The sequence below is a fragment of the Paenibacillus andongensis genome, assembly GCF_025369935.1.
Taxonomy (GTDB): domain Bacteria; phylum Bacillota; class Bacilli; order Paenibacillales; family NBRC-103111; genus Paenibacillus_E; species Paenibacillus_E andongensis.
Map to the genome: position 1 here is coordinate 3,729,462 of NZ_CP104467.1, position 18,289 is coordinate 3,747,750.

An 18,289-nucleotide genomic window follows, 5' to 3' on the forward strand; every position below is an offset into this window, starting at 1 on the left:
GAAATGAGTGACGACTATGTGCCTGGACTTGAAAATGTCATTGCTAGCGAGACGAACATCTCGTATCTGGATGTGGAGAAGGAGGAAATTGTTGTTCGCGGGTATGACCTTATTGAGCTTGCCCAACATGTAACCTATCTGGACATTGTGGGTCTGCTTCTAGACGGAGCGCTGCCTAATCCAGATGAACGGCATGACATCGAAGAGAAGTTGAGAGCGGAATATGGTTTACCTTCAAATGTGAACGCGATTCTACAACTACTCCCGGAGCAAGCCGACTTCATGGATGTTCTGCGAACAGGCATCTCCGCTATAGCTAGTTACGATACCGATCTTGAGGATCGTTCCAGAGAAGCCAATACCCGTAAAGCCATTCGATTGCTCGCGAAAGTGCCGGAAATTGTAGCCAACGGATATCGCGCGCAGAAGAAGCAACCATTCATAGACCCGCGCAAAGAGCTATCCTATACCGCTAATTTCTTATATATGATCACGGGACGTATCCCAACCAAGATGGAAGAAGCTATCTTTGATCAATCACTGATCGTCTATAGTGAGCATGAAATGCCGAATTCTACGTTTGCTGCGCGTGTCATTGCATCTACACAATCCGATCTTTATGGTGCCTTAACTGGCGCGGTTGCTTCACTCAAAGGGACACTGCACGGCGGTGCGAATGAAGCGGTCATGGCTATGCTTTTGGAAGCGGGATCGGAAGCAAGTCTTGAAGCACTTATGTTAAATAAATTAGCAAAGAAAGAACGAATTATGGGCTTTGGACATCGGGTTTATATGAAAAAGGCAGATCCCCGTGCACTGCTAATGAAAGAAGCACTAGCTGGACTCGCATTAGAGAAACATCAACCAGAGCTCTACAACATGTGTGTTCTTGGGGAAGAAGTCATGAAGCGTGAAAAGAATTTGCATCCGAATTTGGATTATTATGCAGCTCCTGTTTACTATTTGCTTGGAATTCCAATTGAATTGTTTACACCGGTATTTCTTGCTGCCCGGACCATCGGCATCAGCGCGCATGTGATTGAACAACATGATCATAATCGACTCTTTCGACCGCGTGTTCATTATAAGGGATCTCGAGATCTACACCCTCCTCAACAGCAGAATCGCTTAAGCAGAAAGGGCGAATGCGAATGAGTGATTCCGGGTATTTAGAGAATAAGGAGATGACCTTTGATCCCTTAATCGAGGAGATTGCCGATTATACAATGGCTAAAGGGATTGAAAGTGAAGAAGCATACCACATCGCGCAGCATGTTTTATTGGATTCACTTGGCACCGGATTACTCGCTTTACGATTCCCGGATTGTACGAAGCATTTGGGTCCGATTGTACCAGGTGCAAACTTACCAGGGGGTGCCCGTGTGCCAGGGACGAGATACGAGCTAGACCCTGTCCATGCGGCTTTTAATATCGGCTGTATGATTCGTTGGCTGGATTATAACGATACATGGCTGGCAGCCGAATGGGGGCATCCTTCGGATAATCTAGGCAGTATTCTTGCCGTCGCCGATTATCTTAGCCGCAATCAAGTTGCTGCGGGGAAAAAGCCGCTCACTATGAAGGATGTCCTCACCATGACGATTAAAGCACATGAGATTCAGGGAGTGCTAGCTCTTGAGAACAGCTTAAACCGAGTAGGGCTGGACCATGTTCATTTTGTGAAAATAGCCTCAACAGCCGTTGCTGCGGCAATGTTGGGAGCAAACAGAGAAGAGCTGTGCAGCGCGCTTTCCAACGCATGGATTGATGGGGCTAGCTTAAGAACGTATCGACATGCACCGAATACAGGTTCACGTAAATCATGGGCAGCCGGTGATGCGACTAGTCGCGCGGTACGGTTAGCTTTGATGGCTGTAGGTGGTGAAATGGGCTATTCGTCTGCTCTTACTGCGAAAAACTGGGGCTTCCAAGATGTGTTGTTTCAAGGAAAAGAACTGACATTAGGTCGTTCACTAGGCTCCTATGTGATGGAAAATATTTTATTCAAAATATCATTTCCCGCTGAATTTCATGCTCAAACCGCCGTCGAATGCGCTTTGGAGCTGTACCCTACGGTACATAAGCGACTGGATGAGATTGCTCATATCACATTGACTACCCATCAATCTGCGATTCGAATTATTGATAAGAAGGGACCCTTGCACAATCCTGCTGATCGGGATCATTGTCTTCAATACATGGTTGCGATAGGGCTGCTTTTTGGCTCATTGACCGCTGAGCATTATGAGGAGACGGTCGCTGTAGATCCTCGGATTGATGCACTTAGGGAGAAAATGGTCGTGGTCGAGGATGAGCAGTATAGCAAAGATTACTTGGATCCTGATAAACGTTCGATCGCCAACGCGGTTCAAGTTCATTTCAAAGACGGCACGAAAACGGAGAAAGTCGTTAGCGAATATCCGATCGGGCATCGCAGACGGCGTGAGGAAGGTTTGCCGAAAGTGATTGAAAAATATGAAGCTAATTTACTGACTCGGTTTCCTCGTAAGAAGTCGACAGAAATACTGAAGCTCTCTCTTGATTATGAGGCGTTGGCTCGTACGCCCGTTCATGAGTTTATGGCGCATTTCGTTATTTGATCATTGGTTAATAAAGCTCGCAAGATGCAGGAGGTCACTATGTCATGGCTGATTGAAGAAGAACCGGATCAACAACGATTGGCCGCTGAATTTCGTCAGCTTGTTGATGCTGGTCCCATTGTCAAAATCCCTGGTACACACGACGGAATGGCTGCGAGAATAGCTAAACAGACTCATTTTAAAGCCATTTATTTATCGGGAGCAGCTTATACAGCTAGCAGGGGACTGCCTGATTTGGGCCTCATTTACTCGAATGAGGTGGCGGAACGTGCCCGAGAGCTGGTTCGGGCATCGGGTCTTCCTCTACTTGTCGATATAGACACGGGATTCGGCGGTATTTTAAACGTAGCACGGACAGCTAAGGAAATGGTGGAGGCGAAAGTCGCAGCCGTACAGATCGAGGATCAGGATATGCCGAAGAAATGCGGTCATTTGAATGGAAAGAAGCTTATTTCGGCTGAGGAAATGGTTCAAAAAATTCGAACGATCAAAGCAGTGAGTCCGACTTTATATATCGTTGCGCGTACGGACGCCAAAAGCGTCGAGGGCATGGAGGAAGCGATTCGTAGAGCACAGCAATATCTCGCAGCCGGAGCGGATGCGATTTTTCCAGAAGCTCTGGAGAGTCAAGAGGATTTTCAATACTTCAGCCAAGAAGTGAAGGGACCACTTTTAGCGAATATGACGGAATTTGGACGAACACCGTATTATACGGCGGAGCAATTTGAAAGCTGGGGATTTCATATGGTGATTTACCCGGTGACTTCGCTTCGCGTAGCTGCCAAAGCCTATGAAAGAGTATTTGAGGAAATCAGTCAAACAGGATCTCAGAAGGAATCTCTTAGCCATATGCAAACCCGGAGTGAGCTGTATGATACGATTCGATATTACGATTATGAAGCATTAGATGAAACAATTGCTAAAACGATTTTGAATGAAAATGAGTAGCGGCCTTTGAAACATCCTCACTGATCTGCTGTTGTCGGTGGGGTCTTTGCGTACACATAAGTCATCAGGAGGAGGTCGTTATGGCTATGGACTTTGGCTTGTCGGAGGAACTGGAAATGGTTCGCAATATGGTCCGTGATTTCGCCGAAAACGAGGTGGCACCGAGTGCGGCACTTCGAGATGAGGATGAACGGTTTGATCGGACCTTATTTGACATAATGGGAGAGCTTGGTTTGACGGGGATTCCTTGGGCTGAAGACTATGGCGGGCTTGGCTCCGATTATGTGACATATTGTCTAGTTGTAGAGGAATTATCTCGTGTGTGCGCCTCTACAGGTATTACTCTGTTAGCACATATTTCGCTTGCGGGATGGCCAATTTATACATTTGGGACGGAGGAGCAGAAAATAAGGTTTTTACGTCCGATGGCAGAAGGAAAGAAGCTTGGAGCATGTGGTCTGACAGAGGTTGGCTCAGGCTCCGAGATAGGTTCCATGGAAACAACAGCCATACTAGATGGTGATCACTATGTATTAAACGGTTCCAATAAATTCATTACCAATGCAGGTGCTGCGGACATTTATATCGTGTTGGCTTCGACAAACCCCTCGCAAAAGCATAAGGACTGCAGCGCTTTTATTATAGAAAAAGATACACCCGGATTTACGTTTGGCAAAAAGGAAAGAAAATTGGGCATTCGTTCATCACCAACTTCGGAGATCCTCTTTGATAACTGCCGCATACCCATGGAAAATCGCCTCGGAAATGAAGGAGATGGGTTTGAGATCGCCATGCGTGCGCTTGACGGAGCTAGAATTGGAATCGCGGCTCAAGCGGTAGGGATCGCACAAGGTGCGCTGGATGCCTCGCTCTCCTATGCCAAAGACCGCAAGCAGTTTGGAAAGCCGATTGCTCAGCAGCAGGCCATTGGCTTTAAGCTTGCGAATATGGCAACCCAAATCGAGGCAGCTAGACTACTGACGTATCAAGCCGCTTGGCGAGAAAGTCACGGGTTACCGTATGGCAAAGAATCTGCTTATGCCAAGCTTTTTGCTGGAGACACGGCCATGGAGGTGACGGTAGAAGCTGTTCAAATCTTTGGGGGATATGGCTATACGAAAGCCTTCCCCGTTGAACGTTATATGCGCGATGCCAAGATTTCGCAAATCTATGGAGGGACGAACGAAATCCAGCAAATGGTTATTTCTCGGAGCCTTCTGGCAGATTGAGGAAGGGAGGTGCAGCCGTGTCAACTGTGGGTTCGGAAACCAACTATCGTGCGAAGCATAATGTGAGATTCGTAACGGCTTCTGCTTTATTTGACGGCCATGATGTGTCCATTACGATCATGCGGCGAATTCTTCAAGCCAGCGGAGCGGAGGTCATTCATTTAGGGCATAACCGATCTGTTAGTGAGATTGTGCAAGCAGCTATTCAAGAGGACGTTCAAGGAATTGCCGTATCCTCCTATCAAGGCGGGCACGTCGAGTACTTTACTTATATGATGGATTTATTGCGGGAAAAAGGAGCTCCTGAGATCAAAGTCTTCGGTGGCGGAGGGGGAGTGATCCTTCCTTCAGAAATCAAAATGCTGCATGACTACGGCGTTACTCGCCTATTTTCACCTGACGATGGAAGGGAGCTTGGCTTGCAAGGGATGATTAACTTCATGATGAAGGAGTGTAATTTTAGTCCGGTTTCTGGCTATGCCCAAGGTTGTGAAGTAGGTGAAGTAAGCGGAGTAGGGCAATTCAAAGATCATAGGTCGATAGCCCGCTTCATTACAGCTGTCGAACTAGCTTGTGAAAGCAGGGAATCCAAATCGGAGTTAGTGACAATAGGTAATATGCAGTCGACTGTGACCGCATGTCCAGTCATTGGCATCACGGGCACAGGCGGAGCGGGAAAAAGCTCCCTAACCGATGAAATAGTCCAGCGTTTTCTGCGCCAGTACCCGGATAAAACCATCGCTATCCTATCGATCGATCCAACCAAGCAGCGAAGCGGCGGCGCTTTGCTTGGGGATCGCATCCGCATGAATGCTGTTCACAACGACCGCGTGTATATGCGAAGTATGGCAACTCGGGGTTCAGGCAATGAGCTGTCCATGGCTGTTGCTCCTGCCATTGCCGTCTTGAAGGCGGCCGGCTTTGATCTCGTTATGGTGGAAACCAGCGGAATAGGTCAAGGTGATCATCAGATCACTGAAGTTGCCGATGTGTCTCTCTATGTGATGACAAGCGAATTCGGTGCACCTTCGCAATTAGAGAAGATTGATATGCTTGATTACGCAGACCTGATCGCGATTAATAAATTCGATCGCAGAGGCTCTGCGGATGCGCTTCGAGATGTGAAGAAGCAAGTTCAGAGAAATCACGGTTTATTTGATTTGAATTTTGAAAACATGCCTGTCTATGGCACGATGGCTAGTCAATTTAACGATGCTGGGGTGGATGCGTTATTCCATGCACTCGTCGATTCCTTGAATCGTAAATGTGCTTTGCAGTGGCCTGTTCATGGATTATCGACTGGTCATGCTGCTGTTAAGACGCATGTCATCATACCAGCTGATCGCACAAGGTATTTAGGAGAAATCGCGAATACGGTTCGGGCATATCATGCGTTTGCAGAAGGGGAAGCTGAGCTGGCCACTACCTGCTACCGAATTGAAGGAGCTATATCAGCCTTACAGCAAGAGTTAGTAGCGGACGAAAGTATATCTGTGCTTCAAACACTTAAGATGAATGTCGAGAACCGTATGCAAAAAGAAACTCGCAACCTACTCGCTCAGTGGCCAGAGCTGCAAAGAAAATACACTGGCAGAACATTCACTACCCGTGTAAGGGATAAAGATTACGTGACAGAGCTGACAACGTCAAGCTTGTCAGGGCTGGACATCCCGAAGGTAAGCCTACCGAAATACCGCGATGCAGGAGATCTCATTCGCTGGATGTACCGTGAGAATGTTCCAGGTGAATTTCCCTTTACAGCAGGTGTTTTTCCTTTCAAACGAACAGCGGAGGACCCCAAGCGCCAGTTTGCAGGCGAAGGGACGCCGGAACGCACGAATCTGCGCTTTCATTATTTGTCCCAGAACGATCAAGCCAAGCGTCTCAGCACAGCTTTCGACTCCGTCACTTTGTATGGAGAAGATCCAGATGAACGGCAGGACATTTACGGCAAGATCGGTGAGAGCGGAGTTAGTGTCTGTTCATTAGACGATATGAAAAAGTTGTATGCCGGGTTCGATCTGTGTGATCCGTTGACTTCGGTTTCAATGACGATCAACGGACCAGCACCGATTCTTCTCGCGATGTATATGAACACAGCGATCGATTTCCAGATCGAACAATTCTCTCGCGAAAAGGGTAGACTTCCAAACGATGCAGAGGCAAATCAGATCCGCAGTCAGACGCTGAAATCGGTGAGAGGGACCGTACAGGCTGACATTTTGAAGGAGGATCAGGGACAGAATACGTGCATTTTTTCCACGGAGTTCGCACTGCGGATGATGGGTGATATTCAGCAATATTTTATCGATCATGAAGTCCGTAATTATTACTCGGTTTCTATTTCGGGCTATCACATTGCCGAGGCGGGGGCGAATCCGATTTCACAGCTCGCTTTTACACTGGCTAACGGATTTACCTATGTGGAGTATTATTTGGCTAGAGGCATGCCGATTGATGACTTTGCTCCGAATCTGTCCTTCTTTTTCAGCAATGGACTTGATCCGGAATATACCGTGATTGGACGGGTGGCTCGGCGAATATGGGCTACGGTTATGAAGAACAAGTATAACGCTAATGAACGCAGCCAAAAGTTGAAATATCATATCCAAACGTCAGGGCGATCTCTGCATGCGCAGGAAATTGATTTTAATGATATCCGAACCACGCTGCAAGCGCTGATGGCCCTTCTTGATAACTGCAACTCGCTGCATACGAATTCGTATGACGAGGCGATAACAACACCAACAGAGGAATCTGTGCGCCGAGCAATGGCGATTCAATTGATCATCACGAAGGAGCTTGGTTTTGTTAAAAACGAAAACATGCTGCAGGGATCTTTCATTATTGAGGAATTAACCGATTTGGTTGAGGAGGCTGTACTGCAGGAATTAGAACGAATTAGCGAAAGGGGCGGCGTACTCGGAGCCATGGAGTCTCAGTATCAAAGGGGTAAAATCCAGAATGAATCGATGCTGTATGAAATGAAAAAACATCATGGCGAGCTGCCCATTATTGGTGTGAATACGTTCCTTCATCCTAATCCTTCCAAAGAAAATGACCTGAATATCCCGCTCGCTCGGGCAACAACGCAAGAAAAAGAGCAGCAAATTACGAATCTCAGGGAGTTCCTCTCGAGAAACCAAACAGAATCACCCAAATCTTTGGCAAAGCTGCAGCAAATTGCGCTGGATGGCGGCAACATTTTCGCCGAATTGATGGAAACGGTCAAGGTAGCAAGCTTGGGGCAAATTACCCACGCGCTGTATCAGGTAGGCGGGCAATATCGCAGAAATATGTAGCAGCAGGAGAGAGGAGGAGTTCCTATGTCTTCTCAGCAAGTTACCAAGCATCAACAGCTCGGTTTAACCGATGAACAGGTGCTGCAGATGTATACCTTCATGCTCAAAGCAAGGAAGTTTGACGAGCGAGCAACCCTTCTTCAACGGTCAGGCAAAACGGCCTTTCATATCTCCAGCATCGGTCAAGAAGCTACCCAGGTGGCAGCGGCGTTCGCATTAAATAAGCAGCACGACTATTTTCTGCCTTATTACAGGGATTATGCCTTTGTCCTAACTGTAGGCATGACCGTGCGTGAACTCATGCTGGCAGCCTTATTTAAAGCGGAGGACATTAACGGGGGAAGGCAGATGCCAGGGCATTTTGGCTATAAGAAGCATCATATTGTTTCAGGATCAAGTCCGGTTGCCACGCAAGCCTTGCATGCTGTTGGCATCGCATTAACGTCCATGATGAAAAAGGAAGATCATGTCGCTTTTGTCAGCTTTGGCGAAGGGGCGAGCAATCAAGGGGATGTCCACGAAGCGTTCAATTTTGCCGGTGTATTCAAGCTGCCTGTTATCTTTCTTTGTGAAAATAACCAGTATGCTATTTCCATTCCTGCGCATAGACAGGTTGCCGGACGTGTTGTCGATCGTGCCGCAGGCTATGGCTTCCCGGGTCAGCGAGTTGACGGAAATGACACGCTGGAGGTGTATCGCGCGGTCAAAGAAGCGAGGGAGCGTGCCGTTCGCGGGTATGGGCCGACGTTGATCGAGGCGATGCTTTATCGAATTCCGCCGCATTCCACCGCAGATGATGATATGCTGTACCGGACCAAGGAAGAGGTAGAATACCATAAGGAGCAGGACGGCTTGCAGCGGTTTCGTCGTTATTTGATCGAATGCGGTGTTATGTCTGAAGAGATCGAACAAATGCTGAATGAGAGTGTTACTAAAGAAGTGAATGAAGCAACGAAATATGCTGAAAAAGCCCCATATCCGGCTCCCGAGGATGTTTTACGGCATGTTTATGCGGAAGATGGGAGTGATGCTTAAATGCCAATCTTAACGTATTTGGAGGCCATTCGTCGTGCGATGATCGAGGAAATGGAACGCGATGAGCATGTTTTTGTGCTCGGAGAGGATATTGGGAAGGGCGGCGTTCTGAATGCGACGAAAGGCATGCGCGATCGGTTCGGTGAACTGAGGGTCCTAGACACGCCACTCTCAGAATCTGCCATCGTGGGTGTGGCAATTGGAGCAGCTATGGTCGGAATGAGGCCGATTGCTGAAATCCAATTTGCCGATTTTATTTTCCCAGCAGCTAATCAAATCATAAGCGAGGCCGCGAAAATCCGTTATCGCTCGAATAATGACTGGCAGTGTCCAATCGTTATTCGCGCACCTTACGGCGCGACAGGCGGAGGCGGATTGTATCACTCACAGTGTCCGGAATCGGTCTTTTTTGGCACGCCGGGACTCAAGATTGTAGCGCCGTCTACAGCATACGATGCCAAAGGTTTACTGAAAGCGGCCGTGCGGGACGAGGATCCTGTCCTTTTTTTCGAACATAAGAAATGCTATCTCTCGATATCCGATGAAGTACCTGATGAAGATTACACAGTTCCTATTGGCAAAGCAGCCATAAGGCGCGAGGGTGCGGATATCACAGTGATTGCCTACGGTTTGTCGGTGCATTACGCAATAAAAGCTGCGTTTGAGCTGGAACAAGATGGGGTAAGTACAGAGATATTGGATTTGCGGACGCTTCATCCGCTCGATAAGTCTGCTATTTATGAGGCGGCAGCCAAAACCGGTAAAATATTGATCGTCCACGAAGATAATAAAACAGGTGGCATTGGTGCTGAAATATCTGCTCTAATTGCAGAACACCTGTTGTACGAATTGGATGCACCTATTATGAGATGCTGCCCTCCTGATATACCCCCTGTTGGCATGGCGCCAACCTTAGAGAAGTTTTACCTGCCGAATGTCGACATCGTCAAAGAAGCCATGCGCCAATTAGCGGAAATCTGAAGGAGGCTGGGTATGCAGAGGAGCTCTGAAAATCCCCATGCTTGGATGATGATCGAAGTGGATGTCAGTAATATCGTCGCATTACGGCAAGAGTTGAAAGATGATTTTATGCGTAGAGAGGGCATCCCGCTTTCGCTTAGCCCGTTCGTATTGAAACCGATTGTGAATGCTTTGAAGGAGTTCCCTTTGTTGAATTCAACCTGGCACTCGGGCAGCATCCTTGTCAAAAAGGATATCAACCTATCGATTGTTGTTGCTATTTCACACGATACCGTCGCAACCCCAGTGATCTATCATGCGGATCATAAATCCATAGCAGGAATCGCGATTGAGCTGTATGAATTGGTCAAGAGAGCGCGAAGTGGTTCCTTACAGCCTTCTGATTTCGTTGAGGCTTCATTTACATTTAGTAATACCGGCTCGGTAGGATCCTTGCTTTCCTGTCCAATTATTCATAATCAGCAGGCAGCGATACTGACTTTGGAGTCGATCGTCCGTAAGCCCGTAGTTATTCAGGAGATGATTGCAATCCGCTCGATAGCCAACCTTTGCCTCTCCTATGATTACCGGATTGCGGATGGGTTGATTTGCAGTCGGTTCATGCAGCGGGTTAAGTATTATTTGGAACAATATAATCAAGAAACGATCATTTATTGAGAACGATGGGGGGACGTATCCATGAGGGAAAGTGTCATTGTTGGCGGTGCCCGAACCCCGTTTGGTAAATTGGGCGGTGCCTTGAAAGGTGTCCCGGCCGTCACTCTCGGTGGAACAGCAATTAAAGAGGCAATAGTTCGATCCTCGATTGATCCGGCAACGATTGACGAAGTGCTTATGGGTATGGTGCTGCAGGGAGGAACGGGACAAATTCCCTCTCGCCAGGCTGCAAGGTGGGCTGGTTTAGATTGGAGCGTAACGACGGAGACCATCAACAAAGTGTGCGCTTCCGGACTGAGATGTGTGACAATGGCCGATCAAATTATACGTTCAGGGGATGCAGATATTATTGTAGCCGGTGGGATGGAAAGCATGAGTAACGCACCATTTGCCCTGCCAAGCGCTAGGTGGGGAGCAAGAATGGGAGATCAAAGCCTCGTGGACCTTATGATTCATGATGGTTTATGGTGTTCTTTTCACAACGTGCATATGATCGTTCATGGCAGCACGGTTGCCGGAGAGTTCGGAATTAGCCGTAAAAATCAAGATGAATGGGCTCTCCGCAGTCATATTCGAGCTGTAGAAGCGATGAATAAAGGATATTTTGCGGAGGAAATCGTTCCAGTAACGATCGAGAGTAAAGAAGGAACCATTGCGATTAGTCAAGATGAAGTCCCCCGAGCAGATACAAGTTTTGAAAAGCTTGCTGCATTACCTTCCTTGTTCTCTAAGGATGGAACTATAACAGCCGGTAACGCCCCTGGCGTTAATGACGGTGCTGCAGCTATGGTGGTTATGTCCAAAGAGAAGGCAGTTTCTCAGGGGATAAAGCCTCTGGCTAGGATTATAGGTCACGCTGCTGTAGGCGAAAGAGCGCCATATATCGCGACTACACCAGCCATGGCGATTCAGAAGCTATTACGTCAAACGGCTATGTCGCTTAAGCAAATCGATAGGTTTGAAGTAAATGAGGCATTTGCGGCCGTGATGCTAACCAGTGGAAGATTACTTGGCTGGAATCCGGAGATCGTCAACGTAAATGGCGGAGCGATTGCTCTGGGTCACCCCATTGGCGCCAGCGGAGCGCGGATTATTCTGACTTTGATCCATGAACTGCGGAGAATTGGTGGAGGCTATGGCATAGCTGCGATATGCAGCGGCGCAGCTCAAGGAGATGCGATTCTTTTGCATGTAGATCCATAAGTTCGTGAAGGGGGTGAAAAGATGATTCTACAGACTATCATGGTTGTAGGTGCGGGACAAATGGGGAGTGGCATCGTTCAAGTTGCTGCAGCTTCGGGCTTGAATGTGCTATTGCATGATATTTCCATAGCGGTTATTGATCGAGGGTTAGCTTCGATAGACAAACAACTATCTAGAGGTGTTGAGAAAGGAAGTCTTACTGAAGTTAGGAAAGCTGAAATTCGAAGTCGGATTGGGCCTGCGGAGCAATTAGAACTAGCGGAACAGGTAGATCTTGTGATAGAAGCCATTTCCGAGAATATGGTGTTGAAAACTTCACTATTCCAAAGGTTGGATGCGATATGCCCGCCAAAAACGATCTTGGCATCGAATACGTCCTCGCTTCCCATTACCGAAATTGCCGCGGTTACGGGGCGTCCGGCACAGGTAATTGGCATGCATTTCATGAACCCGGTTCCGGTTATGCCTTTAGTTGAAGTCATCCGTGGTTTGGAAACTTCACAGGAAGTGTTCGAAGCTGTATGTAAACTGAGCGAAAAGATGGGGAAGACCCCTGTGGAAGTGAAAGACTTTCCTGGGTTTGTGTCGAATCGCATCTTGATGCCGATGATTAACGAAGCAATTTTTACCATATATGAAGGCGTTGCATCTGTTGAATCAGTCGATACGGTGATGAAGCTTGGTATGAAGCACCCCATGGGACCGCTAGAGTTGGCGGATTTCATTGGATTGGATACATGCCTATCCATCATGGAAGTCCTTTATGAAGGCTTTAAGGATTCAAAATATCGACCGTGTCCACTTCTGCGGAAGTACGTCAAAGCAGGTCGTTTGGGGCGCAAATCTGGTCAGGGTTTTTATTCGTATCATGGTTGAAAAAAAGATTTCTGCGGACAGTCACTTCACATAGGGCTGTCCTTTTTGATTCGACCATAAGAATTGGGAAATGTGGGGGTTTGTGCAGGGATATTTTGGGATTTATTGAATTAAACCAAAGGAAGTAGTTGAAAATTGATCAATCACCGAAAGGAATAAACGAATGACGATTATTGGAATTATTACAGCCATTATTTTTGCAATATTGATATCTATTTATCTTGGGCCATATGGGGGGATCGTTTTACTGGCAGGTATTTTTGGGCTTGTTTTAAGTACACATCAAAGAAATAAAAAAATGTATGAAGATGTACAGAGAATAAAAGAACGATTAGGCATCGTGGATCGTAACGATTTTCAGATGACGAATGAGGAAATTGAAGAGGAACTTGAAGGGGAATTTGAAGTGCTTAGTGAATCAGAACAAAAGGAACTTGAGAAGATTAATGTGGAAATTGAAGATGAGCTTGAGACTTATTTGAACAAAATGAATGATAAAAATAAAGATAGGGACAAGGATAAATAAGGGAAAATAGAGATGAGACAAAAGAAGCTCATAGTTCGAGTACAACGCGACTTAGATTTTTATCTCAAAGAGCATCAGAATAAGACCAATCGAATACTGCACTATTTTGCGTTTATGTCGGCTTTTTTGGCTTGGCTATTTTTGTTTTATGATCTAAAAGTAACATTTATATTAGCCATATTCCATTACATTCTGTCGTGGATAGGACATTTCTATTTTGAGGGGAATAAGCCAGCATCATTTCGCTATCCACTTATAGGTTTCTATTCTGGGTTTACATGGTTTTTTATAAAGACGATTGAGCTTGTAACGAGGAAAGACATACTGAACAAATGGTTAAATGGGAAACATGAAGATTGAAATCACAACAAATAGTGGAGTGAGTTACATGTCAATAGAAATTAAAGAAGCTAAAATAGAAGAAGCAGACATTGTATTTCGTACCATGCAAGAGTCGTTTATGGAATATAGTGGGAAACTGAATCCACCTTCAGGAGCGCTTTCTGAAACGACTCAACATATAATAAATATCTTTAAAGAAGGTGGAGGAGCCGTATTAGCTTGGGACGAAATTTGTGCTGTAGGCTCTGCCAGATATAGATACATTGATCATTATATGTATATTGGGAGAGTTTCTGTAATACAGGAATATCGCGGAAGAGGAATATGTAAATCATTATTAAATTTTTTAGAAAACAAAGCGTTGTCAAGTGGAATTAAAGAATCAAGAGTTGGGGTACGGTTGTCAATTCCAGAGAATATAGACGTGTATAAAAGGCTCAAATACGAAGTAATTGAACAAAAATATTATCCTGATCGGACAGATAGCTGGTATGTAATGAGTAAGAAACTGTCCTAATCCAATTGTATAATCTGCGAATAGATTTCTGGAATCATCACGCCCGGTGAGGCCAAGATAATATCCGTATGAATATGTTTCTTTTTGAATAACAGCTGCAGTTTTTCCAGAGATATTTGCTCAAAGTGATACAGTTCCTGATTATTTAAGTAAACATAAAGATTGAAATGCTCTTGTAAAAAAGCTAAAAATGCATGGGCATCTGTCTCACTTTTGGCTAAATATTTACTGTCAAATTCAATAAATCCAAGTAAATTAGGACAATTTTTAATGGATCGAAGCATCCCTTGGATGACCTTCTCTTCATGACCTTCCACATCAATTTTAAATAAGATCTTTTCTTTATCCAGCTGATACTGGCTAAGTATAGCATCGAGTGTAATGCTGGGAATATCGCGCTGCTGGTAATGCTTGGATACGCCTCCCTTGTCAAGAGCTGCGGTTGAAAGGCCAGACCAATATTTATTAATGAAGAAAGATTGCTTCTCGCTATCTTCATTAGATGCCATAGCATAAACGGTTTTAATTCTTTTGCGGTTAGGATGTACTTTCTTGGAACGCTCAATAAACGGCTGCAAATTAGGATTGGCTTCAATTCCAATCACTTTACTGTTTTTGGGATAGATCACGGAAAATAGGCATTCGCCATAATTTACGCCTACGTCAACGATCAAAGTAGGTCGGAATGAGGAAACTGCCGTTTTCCAGAACAGATTAAGCCTTGGCTGTGTCATGCCACCTGTCATATACAGAATTCTTCCGCGGTTTTCGGTTGGATCGACATACAGAATACGAGATGAACCGGGAAGCACAATTCGGTCAGTGCGCCATCGTCTTATAATCGTGCGAGAAAGCACATAGCGGGCCGTTGATTTCAAAATTTCCCAATAACGTAAAGAAGACTCATGTTTAATAGCAGCTTCGTAAGAGTGTTTATGGGGCATCGTGTAGTTCCTTTCTAATTAAAGTTTTTGGATAGGAACGTATCGTCTTTTTATTTTATCAAATAGTTATTATTTATGAGTTATGTGAATGTAAAGTGAATGTATATTTATGTGAAAAGAAAATGAGGAAAACAATAATGGATAATAGGATCAAAATCATTAGAGATGAAGAGCGGAAATATCATGAAGCTTGTTATGATAACTACAAATTATTTGAAGAGGGATCATGGCTTTCAAAACCTGTAAAAACAGTGATGGAAACATTAACTCATTTTAAATCCAAAGAAAATCTCACTGTATTAGATTTAGGTTGCGGAGTGGGCAGAAACTGTATTCCAATTGCTGAATTATTAAAGGAGCGCCAGACGGGAAAAATTGTTTGTGTGGATATTATTGAATCTGCACTTCAGAAATTAGCAGCTTATAGTGAACAGAATGGTGTTCGTGCATACATAGAACCCAAGTTATCTGATATTGGAGACTATTTCATTGAAGAAAATCATTTTGATTACATCATTGCGGTTTCTGCATTAGAACATGTGGAATCCGTCCCGAAATTTACACAAGTCTTAGAGAGAATGGCACGAGGAACGAAAGAGAACGGGATTAATTGCGTTATTATGAGCACTAACATTCGAGAAATAGATGTAAAATCAGGAATCGAACTAGAACCATTGATGGAACTTAACTTAACAACAAATGATGCGAAACAATTATTATCATCGGCGTATCCAGATTGGGAAATAATCTATACTACTTTAAAGCAGTTGGAGTTCAACATTGAGAGAAACGGGCACGAAATTCTGCTCAAGAGTGATTGTTTGACGTATGTCGTTCGAAAATAATGGATCAGCAGGAGATGTTAGATTTTCATTTAAAGTAATTAAACCGGGGGTAATCCTACGGTTTAATTTTTTTTTTGAAATCGCTGAAACATTTTTCACGTACGATACGTTAAGAGTGTGTAATAAGATAATCAACTAAAAGGAGAGAATTAACTATGAAAAAGATAGCAGCTTTAACTTTGACAACAGCTCTAGTTAGCAGTTTGACTTTTAGCAGTGCCTTCGCTTTTACGGATGTAGAGGAAGGACAAGCTGCAGCAATCACTGCTCTGCAAGATCGCGGAATCGTGAGCGGTATTGATAAGGATCATTTCGTACCAAAAGGAAAGATTAGTTATGCCCAAACCGTTCAGATGATTGTAAAAGGCATGAATTTAAACATGGATACATTGCGTTTTATTAAACAGCCTTTAGCTTCTGACACTTACACCAACATTCCGAATGATGCTTGGTATGCGGAGGCCTTTATCATAGCACACTACAATGGTATGAACATTCCGAAGGATGTAAACCCGAACGCTACGATTACTCGTGAACAATTTGGGGAAATGCTCGTACGAGCTTTGGAAAAGAAGGGCAATTTTCCGTTGGTGAAAATGTTTATTCCGATCAAAGATGAAGATCAGATCACAGTTGAATATCAAGGGGCTTTACAGCGATTGCTGCTTTATAAAATTACACAATTAGACAACGATGGCAAGTTTAATCCTAAAGCTGAACTTACTCGTGGAGAAGCTGCAGGCTGGATCTATAATGCGATTCGTTTCTTGGATACACATATCCAAAAACCGGCACCTATCGAAGATGTAGCTGTATCTGTGGAGAAAGTAAATGACGATGTGAACAAGGTTACCTTATCAAGAGGTCAAAAACCGAATGCAGGTTACAGTATTGCGATTCAAAATGTTCACTTTGACCAGAACGGTCAAGCGGTGATTTCGTATATCCTGCAAGATCCAAAACCGGACACGATGTATGCGGAAGTGATCACGGAGGCGAAAGCCGTAACGTACATTTCCTCAGCGTATAAAGCAGTAGCAGAACCAGCTGCTGTGAAATAAATTAAGCTTACTTAAGAGTGCTGTTCACCGTTATGGGTGGGCAGCATTTTTTGCTTACCCTCCTAAAATAGCTGCTCTATGCGAACAAGTATGAAAGATGCAGTTAAGTCAAAATCAACTAATATACACGCTACTATGGGCATAGTCTATTAATCAGCGAGAAGGAGCGAGTCATGTTAAAGAGATTGGAAGAACTGTTTGGAGTAGATCTGGGCACCTGTAACACACTTATTTATCAACAAAAAAAGGGGATTGTATTGTCAGAGCCGTCTGTCGTCGCCATTCAAACGGATACGGGGGAAATTAAAGCTTTTGGCAAGGAAGCCTATGACATGATTGGGAGAACTCCAGCTAATGTGGAGGTCATCTATCCCTTAAAGGATGGGGTTATAGCGAATTTCGATATGACCTTAGCGATGCTGAAATATTTTATTGGCAAAATAAAAAGAGGTTATCAATGGTTTCGCAGCTTCCAAGTGTTGATTTCAGTGCCTTGTGGAATTACGAATGTGCAAAAGCGTGCCGTCGAAGAAATGATTGTACATAAAGGAGCAAGGAGATCAATCACGATCGAGGAGCCGCTGGCTGCAGCTATGGGCGCCGGGCTTCCTGTTGCAGAGCCAATTGGTAGTATGGTCCTTGATATCGGCGGAGGGACAAGCCAAGTAGCCATCATTTCTCTGGGTGGAATTGTAGTAAGCGAGTCGGTTCGCCGTGGAGGCATGTCGATAGATCAAGATATCATTGAGTATGTGAAGAAAACGTATAATATGGCTATTGGAGAACGGACTGCGGAGGAAATCAAGAAGAACGTCGCTGCCGTTGTCAGGCCTATGAATGAAGTGAAGATGGATGTAAGAGGGCGTGACCTTGTGGAGGGCTTGCCAAGGATGATTTCGATCTCATCGAAGGAAATTTTCGAGATTATGGATGATTTTATTAAATCCATTATAGATTGTATTCGACTCGCGATGGAGAAGTGCCCGCCGGAACTTGCCGGGGATGTGATGGAGCAGGGTATTCTGCTGTGCGGGGGAGGCGCATTATTGCAAGGATTAGATAAGCGACTTCAGCAGGACATAGGAGTACCCGTTCATCTCGCAGAGCACCCGATGGAATGTATTGCTCAAGGTACAGGTAAAATGCTAAACTTCAATGGGGCGATAATTGAGCGGTCTGAAAAGATTGTGACAGAAGATCGAGAAAGCGTCCTGTAAAGGAGG

Annotated in this window: 17 protein-coding genes; 16 read left to right on the forward strand and 1 reads right to left on the reverse strand. The window is 45.0% G+C overall.

The genetic code is table 11. The annotated features are described in order from the left end of the window. Positions 1-3 precede the first annotated feature (3 nt). From mmgD to NYR53_RS16620, 13 genes are all read left to right on the forward strand, one after another. Positions 4-1,155, forward strand: coding sequence for a citrate synthase (mmgD, locus tag NYR53_RS16560; RefSeq protein ID WP_261306142.1), 1,152 nt, complete (start codon positions 4-6; stop codon positions 1,153-1,155). Beyond that, complete coding sequence (locus tag NYR53_RS16565; protein ID WP_261306143.1) at positions 1,152-2,600, forward strand: bifunctional 2-methylcitrate dehydratase/aconitate hydratase; 1,449 nt, start codon at positions 1,152-1,154, stop codon at positions 2,598-2,600. Before mmgD ends, NYR53_RS16565 begins: the two co-directional genes overlap by 4 nt. 39 nt (positions 2,601-2,639) lie before the next feature. Further along, positions 2,640-3,548 (forward strand): methylisocitrate lyase, encoded by a 909-nt coding sequence (prpB, locus tag NYR53_RS16570; protein ID WP_261306144.1) that lies wholly within the window; start codon positions 2,640-2,642, stop codon positions 3,546-3,548. Positions 3,549-3,634: 86 nt separating this feature from the next. Next, a complete protein-coding gene (locus NYR53_RS16575) occupies positions 3,635-4,777 on the forward strand; it encodes an acyl-CoA dehydrogenase (RefSeq protein ID WP_261306399.1) in 1,143 nt (380 codons plus the stop codon). A 26-nt stretch (positions 4,778-4,803) separates the two neighbouring features. Further along, positions 4,804-8,079 (forward strand): fused isobutyryl-CoA mutase/GTPase IcmF, encoded by a 3,276-nt coding sequence (gene icmF / locus NYR53_RS16580; RefSeq protein WP_261306400.1) that lies wholly within the window; start codon positions 4,804-4,806, stop codon positions 8,077-8,079. A gap of 24 nt (positions 8,080-8,103) precedes the next feature. Then, on the forward strand, positions 8,104-9,114 hold the full coding sequence (locus NYR53_RS16585; protein WP_261306145.1) for a thiamine pyrophosphate-dependent dehydrogenase E1 component subunit alpha: 1,011 nt from the start codon (positions 8,104-8,106) through the stop codon (positions 9,112-9,114). Next, positions 9,115-10,095, forward strand: coding sequence for an alpha-ketoacid dehydrogenase subunit beta (locus NYR53_RS16590; protein WP_261306146.1), 981 nt, complete (start codon positions 9,115-9,117; stop codon positions 10,093-10,095). Positions 10,096-10,107: 12 nt separating this feature from the next. Continuing rightward, positions 10,108-10,752, forward strand: coding sequence for a 2-oxo acid dehydrogenase subunit E2 (locus NYR53_RS16595; protein WP_261306147.1), 645 nt, complete (start codon positions 10,108-10,110; stop codon positions 10,750-10,752). Between the two features lie 21 nt (positions 10,753-10,773). Continuing rightward, the gene (locus tag NYR53_RS16600) at positions 10,774-11,955 is read left to right on the forward strand and encodes an acetyl-CoA C-acetyltransferase (protein WP_261306148.1); all 1,182 of its coding nucleotides are present in this window, start codon (positions 10,774-10,776) and stop codon (positions 11,953-11,955) included. Between the two features lie 21 nt (positions 11,956-11,976). Beyond that, complete coding sequence (locus NYR53_RS16605; RefSeq protein ID WP_261306149.1) at positions 11,977-12,831, forward strand: 3-hydroxybutyryl-CoA dehydrogenase; 855 nt, start codon at positions 11,977-11,979, stop codon at positions 12,829-12,831. A gap of 163 nt (positions 12,832-12,994) precedes the next feature. Continuing rightward, complete coding sequence (locus NYR53_RS16610; protein WP_261306150.1) at positions 12,995-13,357, forward strand: hypothetical protein; 363 nt, start codon at positions 12,995-12,997, stop codon at positions 13,355-13,357. Positions 13,358-13,369: 12 nt separating this feature from the next. Then, positions 13,370-13,717, forward strand: a complete 348-nt coding sequence (locus NYR53_RS16615; protein WP_261306151.1) for a DUF962 domain-containing protein — start codon at positions 13,370-13,372, stop codon at positions 13,715-13,717. Further along, positions 13,707-14,216 carry a GNAT family N-acetyltransferase gene (locus NYR53_RS16620; protein ID WP_261306152.1) on the forward strand — a complete coding sequence of 170 codons (510 nt, stop codon included), beginning with the start codon at positions 13,707-13,709 and terminating at the stop codon, positions 14,214-14,216. Before NYR53_RS16615 ends, NYR53_RS16620 begins: the two co-directional genes overlap by 11 nt. Here the strand turns inward: NYR53_RS16620 and NYR53_RS16625 are convergent. After that, positions 14,213-15,160, reverse strand: coding sequence for an FkbM family methyltransferase (locus tag NYR53_RS16625; RefSeq protein ID WP_261306153.1), 948 nt, complete (start codon positions 15,158-15,160; stop codon positions 14,213-14,215). The genes NYR53_RS16620 and NYR53_RS16625 overlap by 4 nt on opposite strands. Before the next feature lie 137 nt (positions 15,161-15,297). Here NYR53_RS16625 and NYR53_RS16630 point away from each other — a divergent pair, with 137 nt between their 5' ends. The 3 genes from NYR53_RS16630 (at position 15,298) to NYR53_RS16640 (ending at position 18,283) form a co-directional block, all read left to right on the forward strand. Further along, positions 15,298-16,005 carry a class I SAM-dependent methyltransferase gene (locus NYR53_RS16630; protein ID WP_261306154.1) on the forward strand — a complete coding sequence of 236 codons (708 nt, stop codon included), beginning with the start codon at positions 15,298-15,300 and terminating at the stop codon, positions 16,003-16,005. A 155-nt stretch (positions 16,006-16,160) separates the two neighbouring features. Then, positions 16,161-17,066, forward strand: coding sequence for an S-layer homology domain-containing protein (locus NYR53_RS16635; RefSeq protein WP_261306155.1), 906 nt, complete (start codon positions 16,161-16,163; stop codon positions 17,064-17,066). A 173-nt stretch (positions 17,067-17,239) separates the two neighbouring features. Continuing rightward, positions 17,240-18,283, forward strand: coding sequence for a rod shape-determining protein (locus NYR53_RS16640; protein ID WP_261306156.1), 1,044 nt, complete (start codon positions 17,240-17,242; stop codon positions 18,281-18,283). Positions 18,284-18,289: the final 6 nt, after the last annotated feature.